Origin of the sequence: Mycobacterium sp. IS-1590, from assembly GCF_001500025.1 — a bacterium.
Taxonomy (GTDB): Bacteria; Actinomycetota; Actinomycetes; order Mycobacteriales; family Mycobacteriaceae; genus Mycobacterium.
This window is the reverse complement of record NZ_LQIW01000049.1, coordinates 196,229-220,103: the sequence shown is the minus strand read 5'-3', so window position 1 is coordinate 220,103 and position 23,875 is coordinate 196,229. Positions and strand designations below refer to the sequence as shown.

Here is a 23,875-nt window from a genome sequence, read left to right as displayed (position 1 = left end):
GTGTCAGGAGTACAGGTCGAGGACCGTTTCGTTGGCGAGGTTGCCCCACAGCATCTGGCGGCCCGCGCGGTTCATGTGGGCGGTCCAGAGTTCCCTGGCCCCCACCGCATCCCCGTCTTCGATCAATGCGATGAACTTCTCGAAGGTCCGCAGGGTCTGTTTGAACTGCTTCTCGATCACCTCGGGACCGGCGGCGGTGGTGACCGCGCGATCCATGTGCTTGGTGATGACATCGCGCAACACCGCCCCGACCAGCGCCATGGTGTTGTTTCCGGAACGTTCGAGGATGACGTCGTGGAACCGGAAGACGACCGCCGACCACTCGCCGAGGTCGGCGTCCTCGGCGCCGTCGGCGATCAGGGCGGCCAAAGCCGAACAGGTGGACCGCAATTCGGCGATGTCGTCGGGTTTGGCCCGTTTGGCCAGCAGCTCGACGGCGGCGGGCTCGAAGACCTTACGCGCCTCGTACACGTCGGCCAGCGTGGTTTTCGACATCTGCAGCAGCAGGCCGAAATCCCGCGCGGCCACCGCGGTTTCGGGCGAGGACACCAGCACGCCGCCTCGCGAACCGCGGCGCACCACGATCAGCGACTCGCTCTCCAGGATCCGGAATGCCTCGCGCAGCGTGGGCCGGGACACCCCGAACTGCCGGACCAGTTCCACCTCGGTCGGCAGTGCGTCGCCCTTCTTGAGCACACCCCGCACGATGCTGCTGCGCAGATGGTCGGCGATCAGCTCGGCGGTCTTGGGGGCGCGTACGAGCTTGGACGAGCGGTCGCCACGGCCGTTCAGTTCCATCGCCCTCCTGCCCTGCCCACCGAAGCCACCGACGAAATAGCTAATTCAGCTTACTCAATGACGCCCAGCTAGGAGGAATTCAGTGACAGCCACGACCGTTTCCACCCGCAAGGGCTTGTTCATCGACGGCGCATGGACGTCGGGCACCGGCAACGACACCGTCACGGTGGTGAACCCGGCGACCGAGCAAACCATCGCCGAGGTGCCGCAGGCGACCGTCGCCGACGTCGAGGCCGCTGTCACCGCGGCCCGCACCGCGTTCGACGAAGGACCGTGGCCGACGATGCGCCCGGCCGAGCGCGGCCGCATCCTGGCCGCCATGGCCGACGAACTCACCCGCCGCCGAGACGAACTCATCGAGTTGAACATCGCCGAGGCCGGTTCGACCCGCATGCTCTCGGAAATGCTTCAGGTCGGCACCCCGATCGACCACTTTCGCGACCTGACCGAGCGGGTGTTGCCGCAGTTCGACTTCGAGCCACCGGTGCGTCCGGTGATGGGCCACGGCATCGGCCAGGGCATGATGCTGCGCGAACCCTACGGCGTGGCAGCGCTCATCACCCCGTTCAACTTCCCGTTCCTGCTGAACCTCGCCAAGATCGGACCCGCACTGGCCGCCGGGTGCACCGCAGTGCTCAAACCGTCGCCGTATACGCCTTTGGAGGCGCTGGTGCTCGGCGAGGTGGCCGAGGCCGCGGGTCTGCCGTCGGGCGTACTCAACGTGGTCACCGGCGACATCGCCGAAGGCGAGGCGCTGACCACCCATCCCGGGGTGGACCTGGTCAGCTTCACCGGCTCGGATGCGGTGGGCCGCAGGGTTTATACGCAGGCGGCGGACTCGCTGAAGAAGGTCGTTCTCGAACTCGGCGGCAAGTCGGCCAACATCATCCTCGAGGACGCCGACCTCGACAAGGTGATGGAGAGTGTGCTCGCGGGCATCGTCACGCACGCGGGCCAGGGCTGTGCGCTGCTGACCCGCATCCTGGTGCACCAGTCGCTGCACGATGAGCTGGTCGCCCGTATCACCGGTGTGCTGGGCTTCATCAGTGTGGGTGACCCGTCGGATCCGGCGACGATGATGGGGCCGCTGATCCGCGAGGTGCAACGCGAGCGGGTCGAGTCGCTGATCGCCACCGGAGTCGAGGAGGGGGCGCAGATCGCCTTCGGCGGAAAGCGTCCCGAGCAGTTGGAGCGTGGGTACTTCGTGGAACCGACGCTGTTCGTCGGCGTCGACAACAAGATGCGCATCGCCCAAGACGAGTTCTTCGGTCCGGTCGGTGTGGTGATCCCGTTCGATGACGACGATGAAGCGGTGCGGCTGGCCAACGACAGCCGCTATGGTCTGGCCGGCGGCGTATGGTCGGCCGACCCGCTGCGGGCGGTGGCGGTCGGACGCCGGTTGCGGGCGGGCACGGTCATCATCAACGGTGGTGGTGGCGGACTGAACCCGAGCGCGCCGTTCGGCGGGTACAAGCACAGCGGCATCGGGCGGGAGTTCGGTGAGTACGGGCTTGCGGAGTACCTGCAGCACAAGGCACTTCAATGGTCGGTCGGCTGATATGAGGTGAGGCCGTGAGGATTGGTCGATTGCTCGCCGTCGTTGCGGGCGCCGTCGTGCTGTTTCCCGGCGCGGTGGCGCATGCGGCGCCGCTGCCGGCGCGTCCGCCGGGCTCCCCCGACTACATCGACCACACCGTCTGGGAGTACCACGGCGACCGGGCGACGCTGCGGATTTATCCCACGCCCTGGGGATGGGCGGGGTCGGGACCGTTCAGCAACGGCGCGCAGAGCTACGACGCGTGGGCGGAGTTGCTCGAGCATGCGCCCGACGCCAACACGCTGTCCATGCAGAACCAGTTCATGTGCTACTGGCAGCTCTCCACCTTCACCAATCCGGGCAAGGTCGGCACCTGGAACCTCGAACCGTGGCGGCCGGTCGTGTCCAGCATCATCATGCAGAACTCCGGGTGCAACCCCGGCGGACCGGACGACGTCCTCAACTGGTGATCGGCGCGAACACGGGGGCGATCAGATCCTCGACGGCCGCCCACGGGATCGTGATCGAACGCACCTCCCTGCCGAATTGGCCTTCGGGAAAGTACATCTGGATGCCCGCGTCGGTGGGTATCCAGAATCGAAAGTTGCGCTCCACCGGCGCCCATCCCGCGTAGTACTCCCCCCATCCGCCCAGCGGCGGTTCCGGATAGGTGGCGGGCAGGATCTTTTCGGTCAACTCGCCCAACCGGTTCAGCCCGGCCTGTTCGTCGACGAACAGGTTCTTCCACACGATCTGTATTCCGCTGCGTGAGTCGAACACTCGCGTCGCCACGGTGTCGACGGGCATGTTGGGCAGGTCGACGGCGTGGTATCGGCCCTGCCACAGTTCCGAGATGGTCATCGGCCGGAACTGCAACCTGCCCTGTGTGTTGAACGTCCACGGCGAGCTCTTGCTGGCGCTGGCGGCGAACAGCCACACCTGACCGTCGGCCTCGTCGTCGAGGATCCGGTTGATCGCATCGGTGACCGCGGGGTCACCACCCGCGAGCTTCTCGTAGTGCACCGTCCACTCACCCGGACCTTGTGGGCTGGTTCCCGCGCGGACGTCGGGTACGACGGTGTAGGTGACGCCGTTGGATGTGGTGTCGGCGCCCGCCGTCGGCGACGTCCCGATGAACGCTGCCACGAGTGCAGCGCCGAGCAGCGCGCCCGCCAACCGCGCGAGAAGCCCGCTCACGGAAGCACGACATCACTGGCCAGCCAGCGGCCGTCGACCTTTTCCATGGTGATGATGATGCGGTTGCGATCAAGTCGCGGTTCGGGATTCAGCGCGTTGGTGACCGACTGGTCCAAGAAGAGCATCACCTCGACCTTGTCCTCGGTCGCCGACTTGATGCCGGCCGCGATCACCTTGCCGTCGGCTCTGGCCTTGTTGTCGATGAGCGCCTGTTTGAGTTGACTGCTGGACTCGCTGTACATCTGCTTGAACTCGCCGGTCGCACCGTCGAGGACCGCGGCGAAGTTCTCGTCGAGCTTGGCCGCATCGACGCTGGTCAGCACGACCGCGTACTGCTGCGCCGCGGCAAGCGCCTGCCGGCCCGCGTCGGCAACGTCTCGCTCACGCTTCAGGTCGATCGCCAGCACCACGCTGGTGGCCAGCGATCCGATCACGAGCAGGGCACCAAGCCCCAGCGCAACGCCCTTTCGGCTGGGCCGACGCAGCCACCGTAGCCGCGGTGAATCAGGATCGTGTTCATCGGCTTCCGCGCTGGCTTCGGACTCGGGTTCCGTGGCGGCGGTCTGCCCGCCGGCTTCCTCGGGCCGGGTCTCATCGGCGTCGGTGTCGTCGGTGGCGTCCAGTGTCAGCACCTGTTCCCGGTTGGTCATCGTCTGCTCCTCGTCAGCGTAGGTCAATGTCGGTGAGGATGATCCCGCGTCTGCTCGGCATCACGGACCGCTCGGCGGTGGCGGAAGTGGAAGGACGGGACCGCCGTACGGCGTCGGGATGGTGAGCGGACCGGTCGGAACCGGATCGGCACGCTGTAGCGGATGCGCACCGGGCGGTGGGCCGGCGGTGTCGTCGCCGGGCGGCCGAGGCGCGTTGCGAGCCCCGCGCACAAGGTATTTCGGATCCGGGTTCGGGCAGTAGGTGTACAGGAAGGGCTCCGGGAAGTCGGTCAGCGTCGGTGGCGCCTTGGGCAGGTTGTAGTCGCATCCGTACCGGGAGTACAGGCTCACCGCACCCCACACACCGCCGTCGCGGAAGGTGCTGCCGATGGCCTCGAGCGCCGAGCCGGCGCGGTACTGCGGGAAGAAAAACTCCTGTAGGGCCGGCACCCGCAGATACGCCAGCTGGGACACGGTGGTCAGGTTCCCGAGCAGCTGGACCATCGTCGGTGAGTTGTCGGCGATGACGGCGTCGATACCCGAGAAGGCTTTCGGCCCGCGATCCAGCAGGGCCCGGTACCCGCCGTCCATGCGTTCGACGCCCCCGAGAATCGTCGACAGGTCCTCCGAGGTCGCGGCCATTCCGGGGCTGACGTCCCGCACCGTCGACAACACCACCTTGCTGTTGCGGATCAGGCTGACCGTCTGGGGCAGAACCGAATCCAACGTCGACACCAGGAAGGTGCCGCCGTCGAGGATGGCGGCGAGCTTGTCGGCCCCCTCCGGTCCGACCCGCAGTTCGTCGAGGACCGCCGACAACCGCGCGGTGTCGATCTGCTCGAGGGTGCCGTCCAGGTCGGCGAGCAGCTTGGCCAGCGTCACGGGTGTCCTCGTGCGGTCACTGGCGATCTCGGCGCCGTCGGCGAGGTAGGGCCCGTCGTTGCGGTCGGCGCGGAAGTCGAGGTACTGCTCGCCGGCCGGTGACAGCGCCGACACCCGGACCTCGGTGTCGGTGGGAATGCGGGTACCCGGATGCAGCGCGGCCACCGCGACGGCGCCGGTGTCGGACAACTCGATGGAGCGCACCCGGCCCACCGGCACGCCCCGAAGCGTCACGTCCTGGCCGGGCAGCAGACCACCGGTCTGGGCGAGATGGACACGCACCAGGGATTCGGTGCTCACCGGGTCGAGCCTCAACGTCCCGAACATCAGATAGGTCACCCCGACGACGAACATCATCGCCAGCGCGAACGCCGACACACCGAGGCGGCGCACCTTGGCCCAGCGCAACGCGTTCAGCAGCACTCTCATGGCGGTCCCTCCAGCGACGCCCCCGGCGGAGCCGTCGGCGGGGGCGGCGGCAGGGGCGGCGGCGGCGCAGCGGGTGTGAGGTTGGCCGGGTTGGGTCCGATCAGGTTCGGCGGCGGCGTCACACCGGGTGGCGCCGTGGGCTTACCCCAGAACTTGTTGCGGATCATCAACAACTCGTAGGAGATGCTGCCGACGAGATTGCGGAAGTCTTCGCGGCCCGGCCCGCGGCTGCCCGGGTCGGCGGGGTGATATGGATCGGCGAAGGCTCCGACGGCGAGATCGGCGAGATCGATCTCGACGTTGGACGCGGTCGAGTTGGTGGTCTTGAGGATCGGGCCGAACATCAGGTTGAAGTTGTGCAGCGACGCACCGGGTGCCGTCGATGCGTCGTTGAGCCCCTCCGAGAGCCGGTTCAGGTCAGCCATCATGCTGCGCGACTCCTCTCCCCGCACCGACGGGAACTTGGCCAGCTGCATGGTGATTCGATTGACCTGGGCGATCAGGTCGACGATCCGGTCGGTGTTCTCCGCAACGGCCCCCAGCGCGGGGCCGGCCGCCTCGACGGCCGCATCGATCGACTGTTGCCGGGCCGCCATCGTCGCAGACAGGTCGTCAGTCTGGGCGAGTGCGCGTTTGATGGAATCCGAACGCGCGGAGAGGTTCTGGATCAGCCGGGTCGACTCGTCCACGAACTTGTTCAGATCCTCGCCCTTGCCGCCGACCGCGCGGCCCATACCGTTGATGATCCGGGTGAGGTTGCGGATCGCTCCGCCGTTGACGAGCATCGCCGCGGTGCTCAGCACGTCCTCCACCGAGGCGGCCGACGCCGTGGAATCCAACGGCAGCACGGCGCCCGGCTGCAACGGTTTCGTCGCCGCGGACGCGCCCGCAGGCGGTGTCAGCGCGACGAAGATGTCGCCGAGCGGCGTGGCCGAACGCAGCTCGGCCTTTGTGCCGGAGGGAATCTGGACGTCGGAGGAGATCCGCATCGTCACCACCGCCGTGTAATCCCGGGCGGTCATCGACTGGACCTCACCGACGTCGGCGCCGGACAGCCGGACCTTGGCCTTGGCGGGCAGATTCAGCGCGTTGGCGAATGTCGCGCTGATCTCGTATGAGTCCTGACCGACGGACGGCGCAGGCAGCGGCACCCGGTCCAGGCCCATCGCACAGCCCCCGAGCGCACCCGCCAGGAACATCGAAGCGGTGAGGGCGCCCAGTGCGCGGACCCTTCTTCGCGCCGGTCTCGGTGAGGAAGGTGTGATGGGCTGTACCCCGGTCTGTGCCATGGGCTCTGTCATGGGCTTTGTCATCAGGGAAGACCGGCCAATCCCTCGAGCATGCTGGTGACTCCGAAATCGGGACCGAAGTCCTGAATGGTTCCCGTCGTGCAACCCAACTGCTTCATGCCCAGCAGGTTGCACACCTCCTTGGTGAACTGACCGTTGAGTTCGACCTTGTCGAGAACGGGGTGCGCACGGATGGCGTCCTTCTCGTGATCGATCATGTTGTAGACGTTGTCGAGCAGCATCGGCGCCACGTCCAGCGACTCCGCGAGCTCGCGCCGGTACTCGGCGATGGCCTTGGTCGTCGTCTCCATCCCTGCGGTTGTCGTCTTCAGTGCGTCGCGGTTGGTCTCGATGAGATCGGCCGTCTCGGAGAGGATCTGGTTGATCTGCGCGCCCGTCGATCCGCTGCCGAGCTGTTCTGCGGCCAGCACGTCGCTGAGTTGGCGCATTGATGAGCCGAAGTCGCGGATGGTCTGATCGTTCTCGGCGGCCGCGGTGGTCAGGCGCTCCAGGTTGGTGATGATCGTGGTGATCGCATCACCGGTCGGCGCCCCGCGTTCCTTGCTCATCTTCAACGCCGTCGACAGCTCTCCGAGCGCCGACCGGATCTTCGTGCCGTTGCCGTCGGTCATCGCGGCGCTCACCGACAGCAGGTCCGCCACCGGTCCCGAGCCGTGGCCGTCGCCCTGCAGCTGCACCGCGAGCTTGTCGATCATCGCCAGCACGCGGTCGAATTCGACCGGCGTACGGGTGCGATCCAGCCCGAGGGTCTGGCCGTCGGTGAGCGTCGGACCGTCCTCGTAAACCGGGGTGAACTCGACGTGCCTGTCGGTGAGGATGGAGGTGGACACGGTCACCGCCTGCGCGTCGGCCGGGATCTTGACGCCGGGCTCGACGCGCATCGTCACCTCGACATAGGCCCCCTTGGCTTCGATCTTCTCGACGCTGCCGACCGGCATGCCGAGAATCGACACCGCGTTGCCCTCGTACAGCCCGCTGGCGCTGTCGAACAGGCCGATGATCGTCATGGCTCGCTCACCGAACGGGTCGCTGGAACAGCCGCATGCGCCGCACACGATCGCGACGATCGCGATCAGCTTCAGCAGCGACCGTGAGCTCATTTGCAGTCCCCGAAGTAGGGCGGCAGGTTGAACTGTTTGGCGCGCCCGCTGATCGCGCACACGAACGTGTCGATCATGGTGCCGCCGGTGGAGGTGAAATCGAACTCGTTGCCGTTGCCGGTGGCGTTGGCGAAGTTGCGGACCGTGACGGGCATCAGCTGCAGCGTGCTGCGCAGTAGCGCATCGTTGCGGCCCACCGCGCCGAGCATGCCCTCGAGATTGTGCAGCAGTTCGTCGATGCGCTGCCGGTCGTCGATCAACACGGGCCGCAGCTGGTTCACCAGCTTCGTGGTGGCATCGATCAGCCGCACGACGAGGTCCTTGCGCGCCGCCAGGTCGCCGAGCACCTCACGGCCCTGGGTCATCAGCAGCCCCAGGCTGCGCTGTTGGTTGCCCAGCAACTGGGCCACCTGTTCGGTGCTGCGCAGCAGGTCGTAGATCTGGTCACGGCGCGACGCGATCACCGACGACAGGTGCTCGATGTTGTGCAGCGCCTGCGGCAGCACCTCGGGTGCGCCCTCCAGCTGTGTCGACAGCGTCGTCATCGAGTCGGCGATCTTCTCGGCATCGACGGCCTCGAAGGTCGTGGTGGCGTCCTGTAACGCGGACTGCAGGTCGTAGGGAACCTCGGTGTTGGCCATCGTGATGCGCCTGTCCGACAACGGCTTCGAACCCGACGGTTGCACGTCGACGTACCGGGCGCCGAGCAGCGTGGTGAGCTTGATCGAGGCGCGGGTCGACGAGCCGAGCGGAATGTCGTCGTCGATCTCGAGTCCGACGGCCACATGGTCTCGCGCGAGCCGCATGCTCGTCACGCGGCCGACACGCACGCCGGCAACGGTCACCTGGTCGCCCACGCTCAGACCCGCCGCCTGCGCGAACTCGGCGGTGTAGACGTCCTTGCCCAACCCGAGCCGGCCCAGCCCCAGCGCCCCACCCAGGGCCAGCGCGATGACCAGAACCGAGATCAGGCCGAGCTGAAACTTGCTGTAGGACCGAACGGACCGAAGCCACAGCCGTTTTCCGGCCGTCTTGTCCAGCACCTCTGTCATCGTCGTCACCGACACTTCTGGCTGTAGGTCAGACGGTCTTCGGGCGTGCCTTCCCGCACGATCGCGTTGATCAGGCTGTCGATGCGCGGGAACTGACTGACGGTCAGGTTGCACGCGTACACGTCGAGGTAGGCACCACCCTGACTGAACCGGGCCAGGCCCTTGAGCATCAACGGCGTATTGAAGGCCATGTAGGCGAATCCCTGCTTGTCTTCCATGAAATGTTTGGCGAAGCCCGGCTCGCGGGCCAGCCACTCTCTCATGTCCGGCTGGACGTCGGTGATGACGTTGGCGAGCCTTTCGCCCACGATGGACACCTGGTCCATCGAATCGACGAATTCGGCACGGCGAGCGGCGAATCCGTTGAAGGTAGTCTCCGCCGAATCGATGGTGTCGTTCAGCGCGCCACCGTGGTCGGCCAGCGAGGCCACCACCTTGTTCAGGTGGATCAGTACGCCGTCGAGAATCGCGTCGGTGCCCGAGTACGACTCCGCGAGACGGGTGGTCTCGGAGATCATCGTCGCGATCGCGCCGGTGTCCCCCTGCAACGACCGGACGATGGCCGTCGTGAGGTTGTCGACCTGATCGGGATTGAGCAGCGCGAAAAGTGGCTCGAACCCGTTGAGCAGCCGAGAGATGTCGAACGATGGCTCGGTGCGCTCGATCGGGATCACCGCACCGGCGGGCAGCACGCGCGGATCACCATAGTCGGCGAGGGACAGCCCGAGATAGCGCTGGCCGATGATGTTCTGGTAGACGATGGCGGCCTTGGTGTTTCCGTAGAGCACCTGTTCGGACTGCACCTGGAACTGCACCCGCGCCTCGGTTCCGTCGAGCGCGATGCCGTCGACGCGGCCGACCTTGACCCCGGCCATCCGCACCTCATCGCCGACCTTCAGCCCGGACACATCGCTGAAGATGGCGTGGTACGAATGGGTTTGACCGTCGACCCCGCGCTTCAAGGTGACGAATACGGTCCAGATCAGCGCCAGGCAGACGACGAGAAATATGCACAGTCCGGTCAGCGGGCGGATGTGCCGCCTCAGCGGCGTCCTGACGGGTGGGCCGGTCGACGTCACGGGCCGTTCCTCCCTTCGGAAGTGGTGGGCCCGGGAAGCGCCGCCTCCGCGGGCAGAGGCAATCCCGGCGCCGCCGCCGCGTGCGCCGAGGGATCCGGGACGATCTGCACGGTGTTACCCCGAGCGACCGGTCCGAACAACAACTGCGATGCGGCATTCGGTTCCGGCCCGAACAGTTCGTTCAGCTGCGCGCGTTCTTCGGGGCTTCCGACCGACCCCACGTTGCCGCCAGGCGGTTGGTAGTTTCGCGGATCGAGTTGTCGGGGCAGCACCGGCGGGTCGGCGGTCAGGGGGGCGGTGCGACAGCTCGGTCCTTCGAGCGTGCCGTAACGCGGGCAGTCCTGACGGGTGTACATCCGGTTCGGCGTGAGAACCAACATGAACTTGCCGACCGCCATGTTCTTGTCCTCATGCCACACGTGATCGAAGAAGCGGTTTCTGACGTCATTGATCCGGGTGACGATCGGGGCGAAAGCGCCTGCGCCGTCGGCCATCACGCCCATCACCGGGGAGAGCTGGGTGGTGATCACGATCATCCGGTCGGTGTTGTTTTCGAACGCGGTGCCCACTTCACCGAACGTGGCGTGCCCGGCGGACAGGAAGTGCGCGAGGTCCTGACGTTTCTCGGCGAAGGTGCGCATGGGCACGACCGATTTGTGGACGGCGTCCAACAGATCCGGCGAGCTGGTCTGTAGGCCCTGCAAAGCGTCGGACAACACCGCGAGCGTGGCCTCGGTGCCGTCGTCGGTCATCACGCCGTTGAGTTGTTCGACGATGCGGTTGGCCCCACCACCCGCACGTTCGATCTCGTCACCTCGGCCGCTGGTGGCCTCGGCGACGGCGGCCAGCACACCGACGGTATCGGTGTTGCCGGGCCGACCCGCGGCGGCGAGCACCTCGCGCAGCTTGGACAGCGCGGTCTGGAATTGGACGGTGGCCAGGCTGTCGTCCTGGCGGATCTGGGACCCCGGTCTCAGCGCGGGACCATGACCGTTGTCCACCAACTGGATCGACGACACCGCGAACACGTTGCCGGGCACGACACGTGCGGTGACGGTGGCGGGAATCGCATGCGCGAAGTGGGGGTCCAGGCTCAGGTCCACCTCGTTGTCGCCACCGTCGATACTCGGTGTGACGCCCTCGACGGTGCCGACCAGCGCGCCGCGGAACTTGACGTCGGACCCCTTCGGCAGACCGTCTCCGACGTTGGCGAGCAACGCCACCACTTCGACCCGGTTCGAGAACACCCCTTCGGATTTGGCGATCGCCGCGGCCGCCAACAAGACCGTCCCGAGCAGCAGCGCGACCCCGCGCAGCAGCAAGCGTGCATCCGATACGGGTTTGGCCGCCGATTCGAAACTCTGCACCATCTCAGCCTCCGAGCCTTGCGCCGGAGCCGATCCCCCACAGGGCGATGGTCAGAAGGAGGTTGGCGATGATCATCACCGAGATGCTGGCGCGCATCGCCCGCCCGGCCGCGATGCCGACACCTTGGGGCCCGCCCGCGGCGAAATAGCCGTAGTAGCACTGGATGGTCGAGGTGATGATCACGAAGACGATCGCCTTGATCACGGAGTACACGATGTCCTGACCGGTGAGCACCAGCCGGAAGTAGTGCTCGAACGACCCCGCCGACAATCCGCCCGCGAACGTCACGATGCTCTGCACCGCCGCGTAATTCACGACCAGACACAGGATGTAGAGCGGAATGATCGCCACCACGGAGGCAAGCAGCCGGGTGCTGACCAGGTACGGCAGCGGACGGATCGCCAGCGACTCGATCGCGGGGATCTCCTCGGAGATCCGCATCGACCCCAGCTGTGCGGTGAACCGGCAGCCGGCCTGCGCCGCGAACGCCAGGGCCGCCATCACCGGCGCGAGCTCGCGGGTCGACACCGTCGAGGACAGCAGTCCCGCAGCAGGTTCCATACCCAGCAGGTGCAGGGCCTGATAACCCTCGATGCCCACGATCGCGCCTGCCGTCGCCCCGAGCAGGATGATCACCCACGCGGTACCGCCACCGACCACGATGGATCCGTTCCCCCACGTGACGTCGGACAGGATGGTCAGGAATGCCTTGCGGTAACGCGTCACCGCCAAGGGGAAACCGGCGACCGCGCGGCTGAAGAACGTCAGCATGTGACCGAGCCGGACGCCCAGCCCGGCCACCGATGTGGACGCGGTCAGGATCGGTCGGACGCCCTTCGGATAGTACGGGGCCGCCATCAGAGCGCTGCCTTGGGGAACAGCAGCACGTACATCTGGGTGAACACCACGTTGGTGATCATCAGCAGCAGAATGGACGCCACCACCGTGGCGTTGACCGAGTTCGCCACGCCCGCGGGGCCACCTTTGGTGGTCAGTCCCTTGTCACAGGCGACGATCGCGACGATGGCGGCGAACACCACTGCCTTGATCATGGTGAGGATGAGGTCGCCGACCGTCGCGAAGGACGCGAAGGTCATCACGAAGCTGCCGGGCGCGCCGTTCTGGGCGAACGTGTTGAACAGATAGCCGGCCAGGAAGCCGATGAAGCACACCAGTCCGGTCAGTGCGACGCCCACGACGATGGCCGCCGCCAGCCGCGGGACGACGAGCCTGCGCACCGCCGAGATTCCGAGCACCTCAAGGGCATCCACTTCTTCCCGGATGGTGCGTGACCCGAGGTCGGCGCAGATCGCCGAACCGACCGCGGACGCCATGAGCAGGGCGGCCACCAGCGGGGCGCCCTGCCGGATCACCGCGAGTCCGCTGGCGGCACCGGCCAGCGAGGTGGCTCCGACCTGTCCGGCCAGCAGGGCGAACTGGATCTGCAGCGTCACCCCGATCGGGATCGCCACGCACATGGTCGGCAGCATCGCCGTCGAGGCCATGAACGCCGCCTGCTCGACGAACTCCCAGAACGGGAATCGCCACCTGACGATGTCGACGACCAGGTACCGGATCGCCTGCAGCCCCAGAATGCATTGACTGCCAACCGTGTTGAGCGCCGCCACCGGGTGGCGCTGGACGTAACCCCGGCTCCAGTCGCCGACCTCGCCCAGCGGGCTCGGGTACACCTGTCGCGGTGCGGTCATCCCGCGCTCACCGGCCGTCAGCCACGTGGAAGTCCGAGCGCACGCTCTGCAATGACGTTACGCAAAACCTCGTTGGTACCTCCGGCGATGGTGAAAGCCCGTCCGTAGAGAAACGCATCCTGCCACCAACCGCCGTCGTGCACATGCGAATCCGTCTCAATGCGAACGCCGTCGTGGCCTTGAAGCTGCAGACCGTATTCGTGCAGCGCCAGATTGATCTGACTGAACAGGATTTTCGACACCGGCGCGTCGGCCGGGTCGGCACCGCCGTGCAGCGCCCGGCTCTCGTTGTACGCGGCGACCAACGAGTTGACGTGAACGTCCGCGACGAACCCTCCGATCGCCTGGCGCACGTCACGACGGTCGAGCGCCGAACCGGGCTCGCCGCCACCGTCGGCGCCGGACCAGTCGGGCAGGTTGCCCGCGAGGCGCACCAAGCGCTGCAGTGCGCCGAACAGCGACGCACCGCTGCCCGCGCCCGCACGTTCGTGCACCAGGCTGGCGGTGGTCACGGCCCAGCCCTGATCGACTTCGCCGATGACGTGCTCGGCCGGAACACGCACACCGTCCAGGAAGACCTCGTTGAAGTCCGCCGTCCCGGTGATCTCGCGCAATGGCCGCACCGTGACCCCCGGCAGCGACATGTCCAGAGCGAAGGCCGTGATGCCGGCGTGCTTGGGAACGTCGGGGTTGGTGCGGGCCAGCAAATACCCCCAGTCGGCGTGCTGCCCGTTGGTGGTCCACACCTTCTGCCCGTCGACGACGAAAACGTCACCTTCACGCCGGGCTCGAGTGCGCAGGCCGGCAAGGTCGCTGCCGGCATCGGGCTCACTGAACAGCTGGCACCAGATGTGCTCACCGGACCGGATGCGGGGCAGGAAGTAGTCCTTTTGCTCGCCGGACCCGGACGCGATGATCGCAGCCGCTGCCAGCATCCCGCCGCCCACCGGGCCGGGCGCGTTCACCCGGATCAACTCGTCGATCACGACAGATTCATGCAGCGGATGCGGGTCCGGCAGCCCGCCGTACTCGACCGGCCAGTTCACTCCCAGCATTTGCTCGGAGAACAGCCGCGCGGTCCACTCCCGAAGTTTCGGGATGTCGTGGGCTTCGGGGGCCCGAACGCCGGTGCGACCGTGCCGGGGCGGTTGATATCGGGCGGCCAAGGCACGTACCCGCTCGCGCAGCAAGTCGAGGTGCGTGTCCCGTTCGAGGTGCAATTCAACCCCTCTCCGTCAAATGGCCGAACCAGCAATCGAGCTTAATCAGTATCCTGTATCTTGTGAAGGCTTTTACGGATCCAGTCCGCTCCGTCACCGATCAGAGCTAGGGAGACGCCGTGAATTTCGACCTCACCGACGAACAACGCGGGTTGATCGACGTGACCCGGGAGTTGCTGGAGCGGCATTCGTCGGTGACCGCCGCCCGCGCTTTGATCGACGGCCCCGCGGGATACGACGAGCAGTTGTGGCGCACGGGGGCAGAGCTCGGTTGGCCCGCGTTGGCGATCCCCGAGGCAGACGGGGGGCTGGGTCAGCAGACCATCGAATTGGCTTTGGTGGCAGTCGAACTGGGCCGGGGGCTGGCATCGACGCCCTTCCTGCCGACCGCCGTGGTCGCCGACGCCGTCACCCGATCGGCAGCCGCCTGCCGGGCTGAGTTGCTGGCGGCGCTGGCTTCGGGTACGCAGACCGCGGCGTGGGCCTTCGCCGAGGCGGGCCGGCCCTGGTCGCTGGCGGGAATCCAGACCACCGCCGCCCGTGACGGCTCCGGGTATGTCATCAGCGGGGCGAAGGCCTCGGTTCAGGACGCCGATTCGGCTGCGGCGCTTCTGGTCGATGCCGTGCTCGACGGACGGCCGGCACGCTTTCTGGTGCCCGCCGACGCAACCGGCGTGAAGATCGAGCGCCAGCACACGCTCGACGTGACGCGCCGGTACTGCGACGTCGTGCTCGACGAAGTGACGCTCGACGACGCGGCGATGCTGGCCCGGGACGCGGCCGCCGAGGAGTCCATCGCCCGCTCCGGCCGGCTCGCGGCGGTACTGACCTGCGCCGAGCTGGTGGGAATCGGTGAGCGGCTGCTCGAACTCACCGTGGCCTACGTCAAGGAACGCGTCCAGTTCGGCAAGGCGGTCGGTAGTTTCCAGGCCGTGAAACACAAATGCGCCGACATGCGCATTTGGATTCAATCCAGCGCTGCGGCAACATATTTCGCCGCAATGACGCTCGACAGCGAACACCGCGACAGCGCCCATGCCGCCAGCGTGGCCAAGGCCTACACTTCCGACGCGGTGAACCGGCTCGCAGGCGAGGCGCTTCAGCTGCACGGTGGCATCGGTTTCACCTGGGAGCACGACCTGCACCTGTACCTGCGCCGGGCGCGGGTCGGCGCGGCACTCTACGGCGACGCCGACCATCACCGCGAACAGCTGTTCCGGGCGCAGGTGCTCGCCTCCGCCTGACGACTCCCTCAGCTCTCCCAATTCAGCTGCAGCGAGTCCAGCCCGAAGACCTGCCCCGCGTGCTCGATGGGCGTCTCGGTAACCCGGTAGCTCGGGATGCGCGCGTGCCACTGCTCGAGAAACACGGTCATCTCCTGACGCGCCAGGTGTGACCCCAGACAGCGATGCGGACCGGCACCGAACGAGATGTGGCGCGTGATACCGCGGTCCAGGTCGACCTCTCGGGCCCGGGGGAACACCGTCTCGTCCCGCCCTGCGGCGGCCAGCGGGAAGGAGGCCATGTCGCCGGCCTTGACCGGGCAGCCGTGAAACTCCATGTCCCGGGTGGCCTTTCGAGCGGTCTGCACGATCGGGTAGACCCGGAGCAATTCCTCGACAGCGCGCGGAATGAACTCGGGTTCGGCCACGACACGGGCCCGGTCCTCGTCATGGGTGGCCAGGTGCAGCATCGCGTAGGAGAGCTGGCTGGCCACGGTGTCCAGGCCCGCCATGAAAAGCAACAGCATGCAGTTGAGCAGGTCACCGTCGCTGACGGGCTCGCCGTCGATCGTCCATCCGAGGGCGGCACTGACGATGTCTTCAGCGTCCGGGTTGGGGTCGGCGCGGCGCTGGTCGATCAGTGTCTGGAAGTAGCCCACCACCTGCGTCATGCCCTCGAGCCGGGTGGCCATGGCCTGCTCACCCAAACCGGATTGGTGCAGCATCTTGTCTTCCCACTCGAGAAATTCGTCGAGACGTTCGATGGGCATGCCCATGACGTTGAGGAAGATGTGCGAGGGGTACACCCTGGCCACCTGCTTGACGAACTCGCAAGAGCCGTCGGCCGCGATGCGGTCGACGAGTTCTGCTGCCAGCCTGCGGTGTTCGTCGCGCAGACCCTTGACCCTGCCCGGGGAGAAGTACTCGGCGAGCACCTGACGCCACTTGGCGTGGTGCGGTGGGTCGACCATCACCGGGATCCACCGATACGGCGGATCGGGATCGGTCGGCACGATCACGCTGCTCGACCACATCTCCGGATGTTGCAGGCCTTCGAGGATGGCGGCGTAGTCGGTGAACATCCAATAGCCGGCTTCGCCCTCGGTGTTGCGGAACACCGGGCGCATGAGGTCTTGGCGCGAATCGATGTTCGCGAATCCTGTCAACGCCGGGCCGGTGAGGGCGGCCAACTCGAACGTGTCCACCGGGCACTGACCAACCCGCTGTTGAACCGTCACATCGTCAACCTCTCGTCAGCGTACTTTCGGTTCCTTTGTCTACGAGCCGATTTCGCCACCCCGCACACATGCGCTGACGCCGGGACGGGACCGCGGCCAGACGGCGCTCCTGCGGTCGGAAACGTCTGTCGTCATTCGCAGAGCGCCTGGACCGTATCAACAGTCGTGCGGCGGCGAGGCGTCTTCAGAGATTCAGCACACAAGATCACGACGGGAACCGCCGAGCTCATGTGACGGTCGTACCCACCAGAAGACCGACGACATAGGTCGCCGCGATGGCCATGGTCCCGAACGCCAGCTGACGTAGTGAGGCGAACCATATCGGTCGCCCGGTGAAACGCGCGGCCACACCCCCCGCGACGAGCAGGCCTAGGCCACCACACGCCAGCCCCGCCCACAGCGAGTGGAAGCCGAGCAGGTACGGGATCAGCGGGATGATCGCGCCGAGCGTGAACATCAGGAACGACGACCCACCCGCGACCCACGGCGAAGGCTTCTCCCGGGGGTCGACGCCGAGCTCCTGGACCAGGTGGAAGTTCAGGGCCCGGGTCTCGTCGCGATGCACCTCGTCGGTGGCCTTGAGCGCGGTATCGCGGGTCATGCCCATGTCCATCAGCATCGCCACCAGTTCCGCCCTCTCGGCTTGCGGGTGCTTGCGGAAGGCTCGTCGCTCGACCAATACCTCGGATTCGATCTGTTCGTTGGCGGTGGTCACCGAGGTGTACTCCCCCAGCGCCATCGAGAACGCGCCTGCCAGCAGCCCCGCGACGCCGCTGATGACGACGGTGTCGGGGTCGGCCGCTGCGGCGACACCGGCGATGAGGGCGGTGTTGCTGACCAGACCGTCCATGGCGCCAAAGGTCGCGGCGCGCAACCAGCCGCCGGTGACATCGGCGTGCCGGTGGGTCGAGGTGTGCGGCACTCCGGTCGGGGCGGTCATGAGGACGATTCAACGCCACCGATATGGCCTGGTCCAGTGAGGATTGCCTCGGTTTACCACATCACAGTTTGCGGGAGCCCGCGGACGGCTACCGTCGAGGCATGACCACCACTGCCGAACATCTTCGCAATGCGCTCGACGGACGTTGGCGCGATGTGAAGAACCGGATGCGCGAGGAGCTCTCCAACGAGATCTTCCGGCCGCACTACACGCCCAATACCGTCATCGCCCGTACGAAGGTGGCTGAACAGCTCAAGATCATGGCGGCCATGGGTGCCGCCGAGGACGGCTTCAAGAAGGAACACGGCGGCAACGGCGACGTCGGTGCGGCCGTCACCCAGATCGAGATGCTGGCGATGAGCGACCTGTCGCTGATGGTGAAAGCCGGTGTGCAGTGGGGGTTGTTCGGCGGGGCCATCGAGAACCTCGGCACCGAGCGACACCACGAGAAATACGTCAAGCCGATCATCGACTGCGAGCTTCTCGGCTGTTACGCGATGACCGAGACCGGGCACGGCAGCAACGTGCAGGCGCTGGAGACCACCGCGACCTACGATCCGGCCACCGAGGAGTTCGTCATCGACTCCCCGACACCGACGGCGCGTAAGGACTACATCGGTGGGGCCGCCGAAACCGCCCGCATCGCAGCGGTTTTCGCCCAGTTGATCACCCCGGACGGGCAGGGCCACGGGGTGCACTGCGTGCTGGTGCCGATCCGCGACGACGACGGCAACGACCTGCCCGGGGTGACGACCTCGGACTGCCACTACAAGGGCGGTCTGCCCGGCGTCGACAACGGCCGAATCCAGTTCGACCAGGTCCGCGTGCCGCGGGAGAACCTGCTGAACAGGTACGGCGACGTCGCGCCCGACGGCACCTACAGCTCGCCGATCGAGAGCCCCGGGCGCCGGTTCTTCACCATGCTCGGCACGCTGGTGCGGGGCCGGGTCACGGTGGGCGGCAGCGCGGCGGCCGCGGCTCGCGTCGCACTCGACATCGCCACCCGGTACGGCTTGCAGCGCAGGCAGTTCGAGGCGCCGGGCGAGGACCATGAAGTGGTCATCATGGACTACCTGGTGCACCAGCGCCGGCTGCTGCCGCTGATCGCCGAATCGTATGCGCTGCAGTTCGCGCAGAACGAACTCGTCGCCAAATGCCACGACCTGCAGAGCGCCGAGGATCCCGACCCGGAGGAGCAGCGTGAGCTCGAGGGCCGCGCGGCCGGGCTGAAGGCCGCCAACACGTGGCACGCCACCCGCGCGATCCAGGAGGCTCGCGAGGCCTGCGGCGGTGCGGGCTACATGGCCGAGAACCGCCTGATCGCATTGAAAGCCGACACCGACGTGTTCACCACCTTCGAGGGTGACAACCACGTGCTGACGCAGTTGGTGGCCAAGCAACTGCTCACCGCGTACGCCGACGACGTCAAGAGCATGAGCCCGGTCGAATGGGTGCGGTTCGCCGCGAACTTCGCCGGGGAACGGGTGCTCAAACGCACTGCGGCCGAGACGATCATGCAGACGATCCTCGACACCCGGCAGGACAATGAGGAGGAAGGCAGCCTGTTCAACCGCGGCACCCAGGTCAAGATGTTCGAGGACCGCGAGGAATACATGCTGTCCACGGTGGCGCGCCGGTTGCAGGGCAAGTCGAAGGAGATGAGCGAGTTCGACGCGTTCAACGCGGTGCAGGACCATGTGCTGCACTGCGCCCAGGCCCACATCGACCGGGTGATCTTGGAAGCCTTCGTCGCCGGCATCGATGCGTGCGAGGACGAAGAGGCGCGCAAGATCCTGAACATGGTGTGCGATCTGTACGCGCTGTCGGTGATCGAAAAGGACCGGGCGTGGTTCATCGAGCACAGGTTCATCTCGACCGAACGCGCGAAGGCCGTCACCCGTGGCGTCAACGAACGCTGCCGGACGCTGCGCCCGTACGCCGAACTTCTCGTCGACGGCTTCGGCATCCCCGAACAGTTGCGTTATGCGGAGATGCTGCATCCCGAGCGCATCCCCGACGCCGACGAGCACACCGAGCAGAACGCGATCAGCTCGGGCACGATCGAGCCGAAGTAGTTCTTGGGATCGGTAGCCGCTCTCGCGGCCTGTACTTGATCGCACCTCAAAGACAAGGAAGCGATCATGAAACACATCTCGCGATTCGCCGCAACAGCGACGGTATCCGGCGGGCTTGCGCTGGCCGGATTGGGCTTGGCGAGCGGGGCCGGCGCCGACTACTACTGGTTCAACTGGTGCCCGGGCCAGACTCCGCCCTCGGCAGCGTCAGACCGCAACCTGGACTGGGATTGGAACGTCTGCCACCAGTACCGGTATCAGGGCAACGACCTCGTCGACGAGAGCGGTCGTCTCTATCCGGCGCCGCCGCCTGCGCCCGGTGCCATCTGCGGTAGGGACCTGTTCACCGGGACGCCCATCTACTGCGGCGCCTGACGGGACGTCAGCTCCGCGCCCAGAGGCAGTCGCCGCTCAGTTCGATGAGGAACATCCTCGGCGGTATGTCGAACTGTAGCGGTTGGCCAGGCTTGCCTTCGACGATCGTCGGTGTGCTGAGTTCGCCGGGGCTGACGACCACCTGCTGCTGGGCGCGGCACGTCGTGCTCGAGTCCTGCGGTGTCCCAACCCATTTGCCCGCAGCCATGTCCGGATTGCGCATGCCCTGTCCGTGCAGTTTCAACGGAGCTGCCTGGCTCACCCAGCGGTCGGCGGGCGGCTGCGGACCGGTGACGTCCTGCCACGCGCCTCCCCGGCACACCGAAACGGTGTCCGTACCCGACGACTGCGTCCGGGCACCCTCGAGATCGGCGGTGCACCGACCGGTTTGCGGCGGCGGTCCGGGTGGCGGAGCGGGTTCTGCACACGCGACCGGTGCGCTGATCAGTGCGATCAGCATGGCGGCGAGCACGATTCTCAACACGTCACACCTTGCTGAGGTCCGTCTTCATCAGCATAACGTTGTAGGAATCCCACAACGACAGGTTCCAGTACAGGTCAGAGCCGGTCCCCAGGGTCGACGGCGACCACGGATGCATCATCGGCGCATAGATGCCGCCGGGTTGCTGCTTCATCAACACGGTCGCTTTCGACCACGTCCCCTGCGGAGTGTCCGACGTACGCATCACGATGTTGTTGAACTGATCCCCGTGCAGCACAACGAATTTGCCCAAGTGCTCGTTGTATTGCACAGACATCTCGCTTACCTGGTTGCCCGGATTGGCGACGCCGCACGCACCTTTGTCGACCCCGAAGACGGACGTGGCGGCTGCGGGATTCTTCTTGATCCAACCGGGCCGAGTCCCGCCCTTCCAGTACTCGTACTTGCTCAGATCAAGGATGTCCTGCTCGGGGACGCGCGCAAGATACGCCGCACCCTGACGGCCGTTGGGTGTGCCGTACATGTAGACGAAACCGTCGCCCGGTCGGACGAACGCCGACTGCTGGAACTTCTGGTTGCCGGTCCAGGGTTGGTTGTAGCGCACGGTTTGCGGCGCGACGTGGAAGGTCTCGCCGTTGTCGTCGGACCATGCGATCGCCGAGTAGTTCGTCTTCCAGGAACCCGGTGCGCCCCACTGGGTGACCGACATGAAACTCACATATTGGATTGCGCCGAACCGAGAACCTTCTACGGGCACGGAGATGCCTGCAGTCGGGATCAGCGTGATTCCGGCCGGCAGGCCTTCAGGGAAGATGACCTGCCTGGCCCGGTTCGGATTGCCGTCGGGACCGAGCGGCGCGCCGCCGAACATGTCGCCCGTGTACCACTGCCCGTTGGGAATCTCGATTCCGTTGCTGAGATCGGTGTCCTCGCTGCGGAAGATGGTGTTCGACCGCCAGTCAACCGACATATTGCCGTCGAAGAATGTGTCACCGACCGCGATGAGGACCTGGCTGCGTTCGATCTCCGGGGTGTTCGGATTGTCCTTTATCCCGTTGTCCCACATGATCCCGAGATCAGTACCACCCACTCGGTAACGGCTGACGGTGTTCGCCATCAGGTCGGAGTAGCCGGTGGCCGGATCGTTGGGGTACACCCAGGGACCCGTGACCCAGGACACGAACTGTGTCGACGGGCTGACCTGCGGGTTCTGCCAGGGCGAGTAGAGCGGACCCGCCGGTGCCGCGGCCGCCATCGCAGCCATCGCGAGTGGTTCCGTCACTGTCGTGGTCGCGGTGCTGGACCGTCCGGCCAATGTCGCAAAGAAGTTCTCGAACTCGCGACGCGCGAAGGCGAGCAGGCCCCAGACCAAAGGCGGTTGTGCGGGCGTCGACGGTGCGGTACCGGCCAGCGGGTTGAGGATCCAGTTGATCGTGTTGGAAACGAGATTGGCCACTGCGCTGAACAGGTTCTGAGCGGTGGGTGCCGTCGGTTTAACCGTCGTCGGCTGGTAGGCAGCCATCATCGGCGAGGTATTGGTAGTGGTCGAGGCCAGCGAGCGCGCATCGGCGAACACCACGAAGTTGGCGCTTTCCTGGATCGCGGCGGCCGGATCTGAAAGTGAACGCGCGACACGCGCAGATACGGCAGTGCCTTGCTGATCAGTCGACCCCTCCGAGGACCCGTGGGGTAGCGATTGCGGGGTGGGCGGCTGCGGATCTGAGTCGCGCCGATCAGCCTGCAAGGTGTCCTTCGCGGACTCGGGCGTTGGCGGCGGGTCGACTGTCGGTGCGGGTGCCACCGTCGGGATGGCGGTGGGCTCGACCGTCGGGATGGCGGTGGGCTCGACCGTCGGGGTGGCGGTGGGTTCGGCAGTCGGAGTCGCGGTGGGCTCGGCAGTCGGAGTGGCGGTGGCACCAGTCATTTCCGCCGTCGGAGCCTTCTCCTCGACGGTGGCCTCTTCCTCTTTCGCGGTGCTGCGCGAGGACCCGGTGATGGTTTGGGCGCTGATGGTCACACCACCGGTGACGGTGCCCGTCCTGGTCGAAGACGTCTCGTCAGGGTCGTTGCCCGACGCGTCGTCGGTTTCCGTCGCGTTCGACGCCGATGTGGAAGTGGACGTCGACTTCGAGGTGCCGGTCGAGGATGTCGTGCCGGCAGTCGCTGGCGCGGCGCCGCTCCCGGTTTTCTCGCCGCCGGTCGTAGCCGTCGACGACTGCTCGGAGTTGGCCGACGGCTTATCGGACTGCGAGTCGCTGGTGTCGGCCGTTGCGATGCCATGCCCGGCAGCTACCGCAGTGCCGATCCCCAAAGCGACGGCCAAACCCCCGACACGACCGATGTAACGTGCTGCGCCCATGCTCACCCTCCGACGAAACCCCCTCCCCGTTGAACGAATCTAGTCGCAGTCGTGGGGGTGTACAGCAAAATCCGACACATGTCTCACTCGCAACACCTGTCAGTGCTGTCATCGCCGTGTACGGGTTTTGCGTTACCGGAGCCACAGCCGAGCTATCTCCTACGAGGTCAGCCCAGCCTTGCGCAGCGCCTCGTCGTAAAGATCCATCGCCTCGCCGAGGCCGTCGTTGACCCAGGCATCCACCATTCCGACGCTGTCGGCTACCAGTTGGATTTGGGTCACCCACTGCTCGAACTGCTGGTCGCGGCGAAGGACGTCGATCTGCTCCTGAGAGCCTTGGATCAAGATGAATCCCCCGAGTTCGATGCTTTGGGGACGAAGGATTGCGGTGTCGAAACGCTCGATCCGTCCGTCCCGCTGGAGCTCGACAAGATACCCAGTGACGGACTGTCTGAGGAGTCCGAGTGCCTGCACTTCGCGTCCGCGCGCAGGTATTCCCCACGCGATCCAGAATCCTGCCTCGGCCATGCGCTCATCATGACCCGCGAAGGCCGGAGCGGAAGCACCGACACGTCCAAGGATTTGAAACCCGCCAATCACGCGTTGAACGCAACGCCGCCGCGAAACCGCCTACACCGAGCCGGAAGGACTTTGCTCTGGACGCTAGCGTGCATCGCCCGGGACGGATGGCTGCTCCCCCGGCTGGACTCGAACCAGCAACCCTTCGGTTAACAGCCGAATGCTCTGCCAATTGAGCTACAGGGGACTGCTCTCCCGCCAGCACGCTGTCTGCGGGACGGGGGTTGACTCTAGCGTACGTGTCGGCGGCGCCGCCAATACGCCGCCACCGCTCGCGCTCTCAGGTGCGTGAGGCAGGATGGAACGCAACGAC

23 protein-coding genes and 1 tRNA gene are annotated in these 23,875 nt (G+C 66.2%); 6 read left to right on the top strand and 18 right to left on the bottom strand.

From position 1 onward, the window contains the following. Positions 1-3: 3 nt before the first annotated feature. Positions 4-798 carry a FadR/GntR family transcriptional regulator gene (locus AU197_RS23365; RefSeq protein ID WP_064405899.1) on the bottom strand — a complete coding sequence of 265 codons (795 nt, stop codon included), beginning with the start codon at positions 796-798 and terminating at the stop codon, positions 4-6. An 82-nt stretch (positions 799-880) separates the two neighbouring features. Between AU197_RS23365 and AU197_RS23360 the strand changes: the two genes are divergently transcribed. Continuing rightward, on the top strand, positions 881-2,356 hold the full coding sequence (locus AU197_RS23360; RefSeq protein ID WP_064405897.1) for an aldehyde dehydrogenase family protein: 1,476 nt from the start codon (positions 881-883) through the stop codon (positions 2,354-2,356). A 14-nt stretch (positions 2,357-2,370) separates the two neighbouring features. After that, positions 2,371-2,805: a DUF2599 domain-containing protein gene (locus tag AU197_RS23355; RefSeq protein ID WP_082696818.1), complete on the top strand. Its 435-nt coding sequence runs from the start codon at positions 2,371-2,373 to the stop codon at positions 2,803-2,805. Here the strand turns inward: AU197_RS23355 and AU197_RS23350 are convergent. The 11 genes from AU197_RS23350 to AU197_RS23300 are packed head-to-tail and all read right to left on the bottom strand — an operon-like array spanning position 2,795 to position 14,331. Further along, on the bottom strand, positions 2,795-3,532 hold the full coding sequence (locus tag AU197_RS23350; RefSeq protein WP_064405895.1) for a hypothetical protein: 738 nt from the start codon (positions 3,530-3,532) through the stop codon (positions 2,795-2,797). The two genes, AU197_RS23355 and AU197_RS23350, sit on opposite strands and share 11 nt — an antisense overlap. Next, positions 3,529-4,182, bottom strand: coding sequence for an Rv1363c family protein (locus AU197_RS23345; RefSeq protein WP_231745172.1), 654 nt, complete (start codon positions 4,180-4,182; stop codon positions 3,529-3,531). Before AU197_RS23345 ends, AU197_RS23350 begins: the two co-directional genes overlap by 4 nt. 60 nt (positions 4,183-4,242) lie before the next feature. Continuing rightward, on the bottom strand, positions 4,243-5,493 hold the full coding sequence (locus AU197_RS23340; protein ID WP_064405893.1) for an MlaD family protein: 1,251 nt from the start codon (positions 5,491-5,493) through the stop codon (positions 4,243-4,245). Further along, on the bottom strand, positions 5,490-6,794 hold the full coding sequence (locus AU197_RS23335; protein ID WP_231745171.1) for an MCE family protein: 1,305 nt from the start codon (positions 6,792-6,794) through the stop codon (positions 5,490-5,492). The genes AU197_RS23340 and AU197_RS23335 overlap by 4 nt, the downstream gene beginning before the upstream one ends. An 11-nt stretch (positions 6,795-6,805) precedes the next feature. Then, on the bottom strand, positions 6,806-7,903 hold the full coding sequence (locus tag AU197_RS23330; protein ID WP_064405889.1) for an MCE family protein: 1,098 nt from the start codon (positions 7,901-7,903) through the stop codon (positions 6,806-6,808). Next, positions 7,900-8,955, bottom strand: coding sequence for an MCE family protein (locus AU197_RS23325; protein ID WP_064406003.1), 1,056 nt, complete (start codon positions 8,953-8,955; stop codon positions 7,900-7,902). The genes AU197_RS23330 and AU197_RS23325 overlap by 4 nt, the downstream gene beginning before the upstream one ends. A gap of 5 nt (positions 8,956-8,960) precedes the next feature. After that, positions 8,961-10,034, bottom strand: coding sequence for an MlaD family protein (locus AU197_RS23320; RefSeq protein ID WP_064405887.1), 1,074 nt, complete (start codon positions 10,032-10,034; stop codon positions 8,961-8,963). Then, on the bottom strand, positions 10,031-11,404 hold the full coding sequence (locus AU197_RS23315) for an MlaD family protein (RefSeq protein ID WP_064405884.1): 1,374 nt from the start codon (positions 11,402-11,404) through the stop codon (positions 10,031-10,033). Before AU197_RS23315 ends, AU197_RS23320 begins: the two co-directional genes overlap by 4 nt. A gap of 1 nt (position 11,405) precedes the next feature. Continuing rightward, complete coding sequence (locus tag AU197_RS23310) at positions 11,406-12,260, bottom strand: ABC transporter permease (RefSeq protein WP_064405883.1); 855 nt, start codon at positions 12,258-12,260, stop codon at positions 11,406-11,408. Further along, complete coding sequence (locus tag AU197_RS23305; RefSeq protein ID WP_064405880.1) at positions 12,260-13,111, bottom strand: MlaE family ABC transporter permease; 852 nt, start codon at positions 13,109-13,111, stop codon at positions 12,260-12,262. The genes AU197_RS23310 and AU197_RS23305 overlap by 1 nt, the downstream gene beginning before the upstream one ends. 17 nt (positions 13,112-13,128) lie before the next feature. Next, the gene (locus AU197_RS23300) at positions 13,129-14,331 is read right to left on the bottom strand and encodes an acyl-CoA dehydrogenase family protein (protein WP_064405878.1); all 1,203 of its coding nucleotides are present in this window, start codon (positions 14,329-14,331) and stop codon (positions 13,129-13,131) included. 119 nt (positions 14,332-14,450) lie between these two features. On the opposite strand from AU197_RS23300, the gene AU197_RS23295 reads away from it, so the two are divergent. Then, complete coding sequence (locus AU197_RS23295) at positions 14,451-15,575, top strand: acyl-CoA dehydrogenase family protein (protein ID WP_064405876.1); 1,125 nt, start codon at positions 14,451-14,453, stop codon at positions 15,573-15,575. An 8-nt stretch (positions 15,576-15,583) separates the two neighbouring features. On the opposite strand, the gene AU197_RS23290 is transcribed toward AU197_RS23295, so the two are convergent. Beyond that, positions 15,584-16,759: a cytochrome P450 gene (locus AU197_RS23290; protein ID WP_064405874.1), complete on the bottom strand. Its 1,176-nt coding sequence runs from the start codon at positions 16,757-16,759 to the stop codon at positions 15,584-15,586. 259 nt (positions 16,760-17,018) lie between these two features. Then, positions 17,019-17,732 carry a VIT1/CCC1 transporter family protein gene (locus AU197_RS23285; protein ID WP_064405872.1) on the bottom strand — a complete coding sequence of 238 codons (714 nt, stop codon included), beginning with the start codon at positions 17,730-17,732 and terminating at the stop codon, positions 17,019-17,021. A gap of 101 nt (positions 17,733-17,833) precedes the next feature. On the opposite strand from AU197_RS23285, the gene AU197_RS23280 reads away from it, so the two are divergent. After that, positions 17,834-19,807, top strand: a complete 1,974-nt coding sequence (locus AU197_RS23280) for an acyl-CoA dehydrogenase family protein (protein ID WP_064405870.1) — start codon at positions 17,834-17,836, stop codon at positions 19,805-19,807. 66 nt (positions 19,808-19,873) lie between these two features. Then, the gene (locus AU197_RS23275) at positions 19,874-20,182 is read left to right on the top strand and encodes a hypothetical protein (RefSeq protein ID WP_064405868.1); all 309 of its coding nucleotides are present in this window, start codon (positions 19,874-19,876) and stop codon (positions 20,180-20,182) included. 7 nt (positions 20,183-20,189) lie between these two features. Here the strand turns inward: AU197_RS23275 and AU197_RS23270 are convergent, their stop codons facing one another. Together AU197_RS23270 and AU197_RS23265 are read right to left on the bottom strand one after the other, a co-directional pair. After that, a complete protein-coding gene (locus AU197_RS23270; RefSeq protein ID WP_064405865.1) occupies positions 20,190-20,666 on the bottom strand; it encodes a hypothetical protein in 477 nt (158 codons plus the stop codon). Position 20,667: 1 nt separating this feature from the next. After that, complete coding sequence (locus AU197_RS23265; RefSeq protein ID WP_231745170.1) at positions 20,668-22,548, bottom strand: glycoside hydrolase family 183 protein; 1,881 nt, start codon at positions 22,546-22,548, stop codon at positions 20,668-20,670. On the opposite strand from AU197_RS23265, the gene AU197_RS26725 reads away from it, so the two are divergent. Further along, a complete protein-coding gene (locus tag AU197_RS26725; protein WP_231745169.1) occupies positions 22,535-22,969 on the top strand; it encodes a hypothetical protein in 435 nt (144 codons plus the stop codon). The genes AU197_RS23265 and AU197_RS26725 overlap by 14 nt on opposite strands. 173 nt (positions 22,970-23,142) lie before the next feature. On the opposite strand, the gene AU197_RS23260 is transcribed toward AU197_RS26725, so the two are convergent. Next, positions 23,143-23,511: a hypothetical protein gene (locus tag AU197_RS23260; RefSeq protein ID WP_064405861.1), complete on the bottom strand. Its 369-nt coding sequence runs from the start codon at positions 23,509-23,511 to the stop codon at positions 23,143-23,145. A 165-nt stretch (positions 23,512-23,676) separates the two neighbouring features. Continuing rightward, a tRNA-Asn gene (locus AU197_RS23255) sits at positions 23,677-23,749 on the bottom strand. Positions 23,750-23,875: the final 126 nt, after the last annotated feature.

Bases quoted from the DNA above. Each gene is read 5' to 3' on its own strand.
- AU197_RS23345 (WP_231745172.1), bottom strand. From the start codon at position 4,182: ATGACCAACCGGGAACAGGTGCTGACACTGGACGCCACCGACGACACC.
- AU197_RS23280 (WP_064405870.1), top strand. From the start codon at position 17,834: ATGACCACCACTGCCGAACATCTTCGCAATGCGCTCGACGGACGTTGG.
- AU197_RS23260 (WP_064405861.1), bottom strand. From the start codon at position 23,511: ATGGCCGAGGCAGGATTCTGGATCGCGTGGGGAATACCTGCGCGCGGA.
- AU197_RS23315 (WP_064405884.1), bottom strand. From the start codon at position 11,404: ATGGTGCAGAGTTTCGAATCGGCGGCCAAACCCGTATCGGATGCACGC.
- AU197_RS23335 (WP_231745171.1), bottom strand. From the start codon at position 6,794: ATGACAGAGCCCATGGCACAGACCGGGGTACAGCCCATCACACCTTCC.
- AU197_RS23325 (WP_064406003.1), bottom strand. From the start codon at position 8,955: ATGACAGAGGTGCTGGACAAGACGGCCGGAAAACGGCTGTGGCTTCGG.
- AU197_RS23265 (WP_231745170.1), bottom strand. From the start codon at position 22,548: ATGACTGGTGCCACCGCCACTCCGACTGCCGAGCCCACCGCGACTCCG.
- AU197_RS23330 (WP_064405889.1), bottom strand. From the start codon at position 7,903: ATGAGCTCACGGTCGCTGCTGAAGCTGATCGCGATCGTCGCGATCGTG.
- AU197_RS23340 (WP_064405893.1), bottom strand. From the start codon at position 5,493: ATGAGAGTGCTGCTGAACGCGTTGCGCTGGGCCAAGGTGCGCCGCCTC.
- AU197_RS23275 (WP_064405868.1), top strand. From the start codon at position 19,874: ATGAAACACATCTCGCGATTCGCCGCAACAGCGACGGTATCCGGCGGG.
- AU197_RS23305 (WP_064405880.1), bottom strand. From the start codon at position 13,111: ATGACCGCACCGCGACAGGTGTACCCGAGCCCGCTGGGCGAGGTCGGC.
- AU197_RS23365 (WP_064405899.1), bottom strand. From the start codon at position 798: ATGGAACTGAACGGCCGTGGCGACCGCTCGTCCAAGCTCGTACGCGCC.
- AU197_RS23285 (WP_064405872.1), bottom strand. From the start codon at position 17,732: ATGACCGCCCCGACCGGAGTGCCGCACACCTCGACCCACCGGCACGCC.
- AU197_RS23310 (WP_064405883.1), bottom strand. From the start codon at position 12,260: ATGGCGGCCCCGTACTATCCGAAGGGCGTCCGACCGATCCTGACCGCG.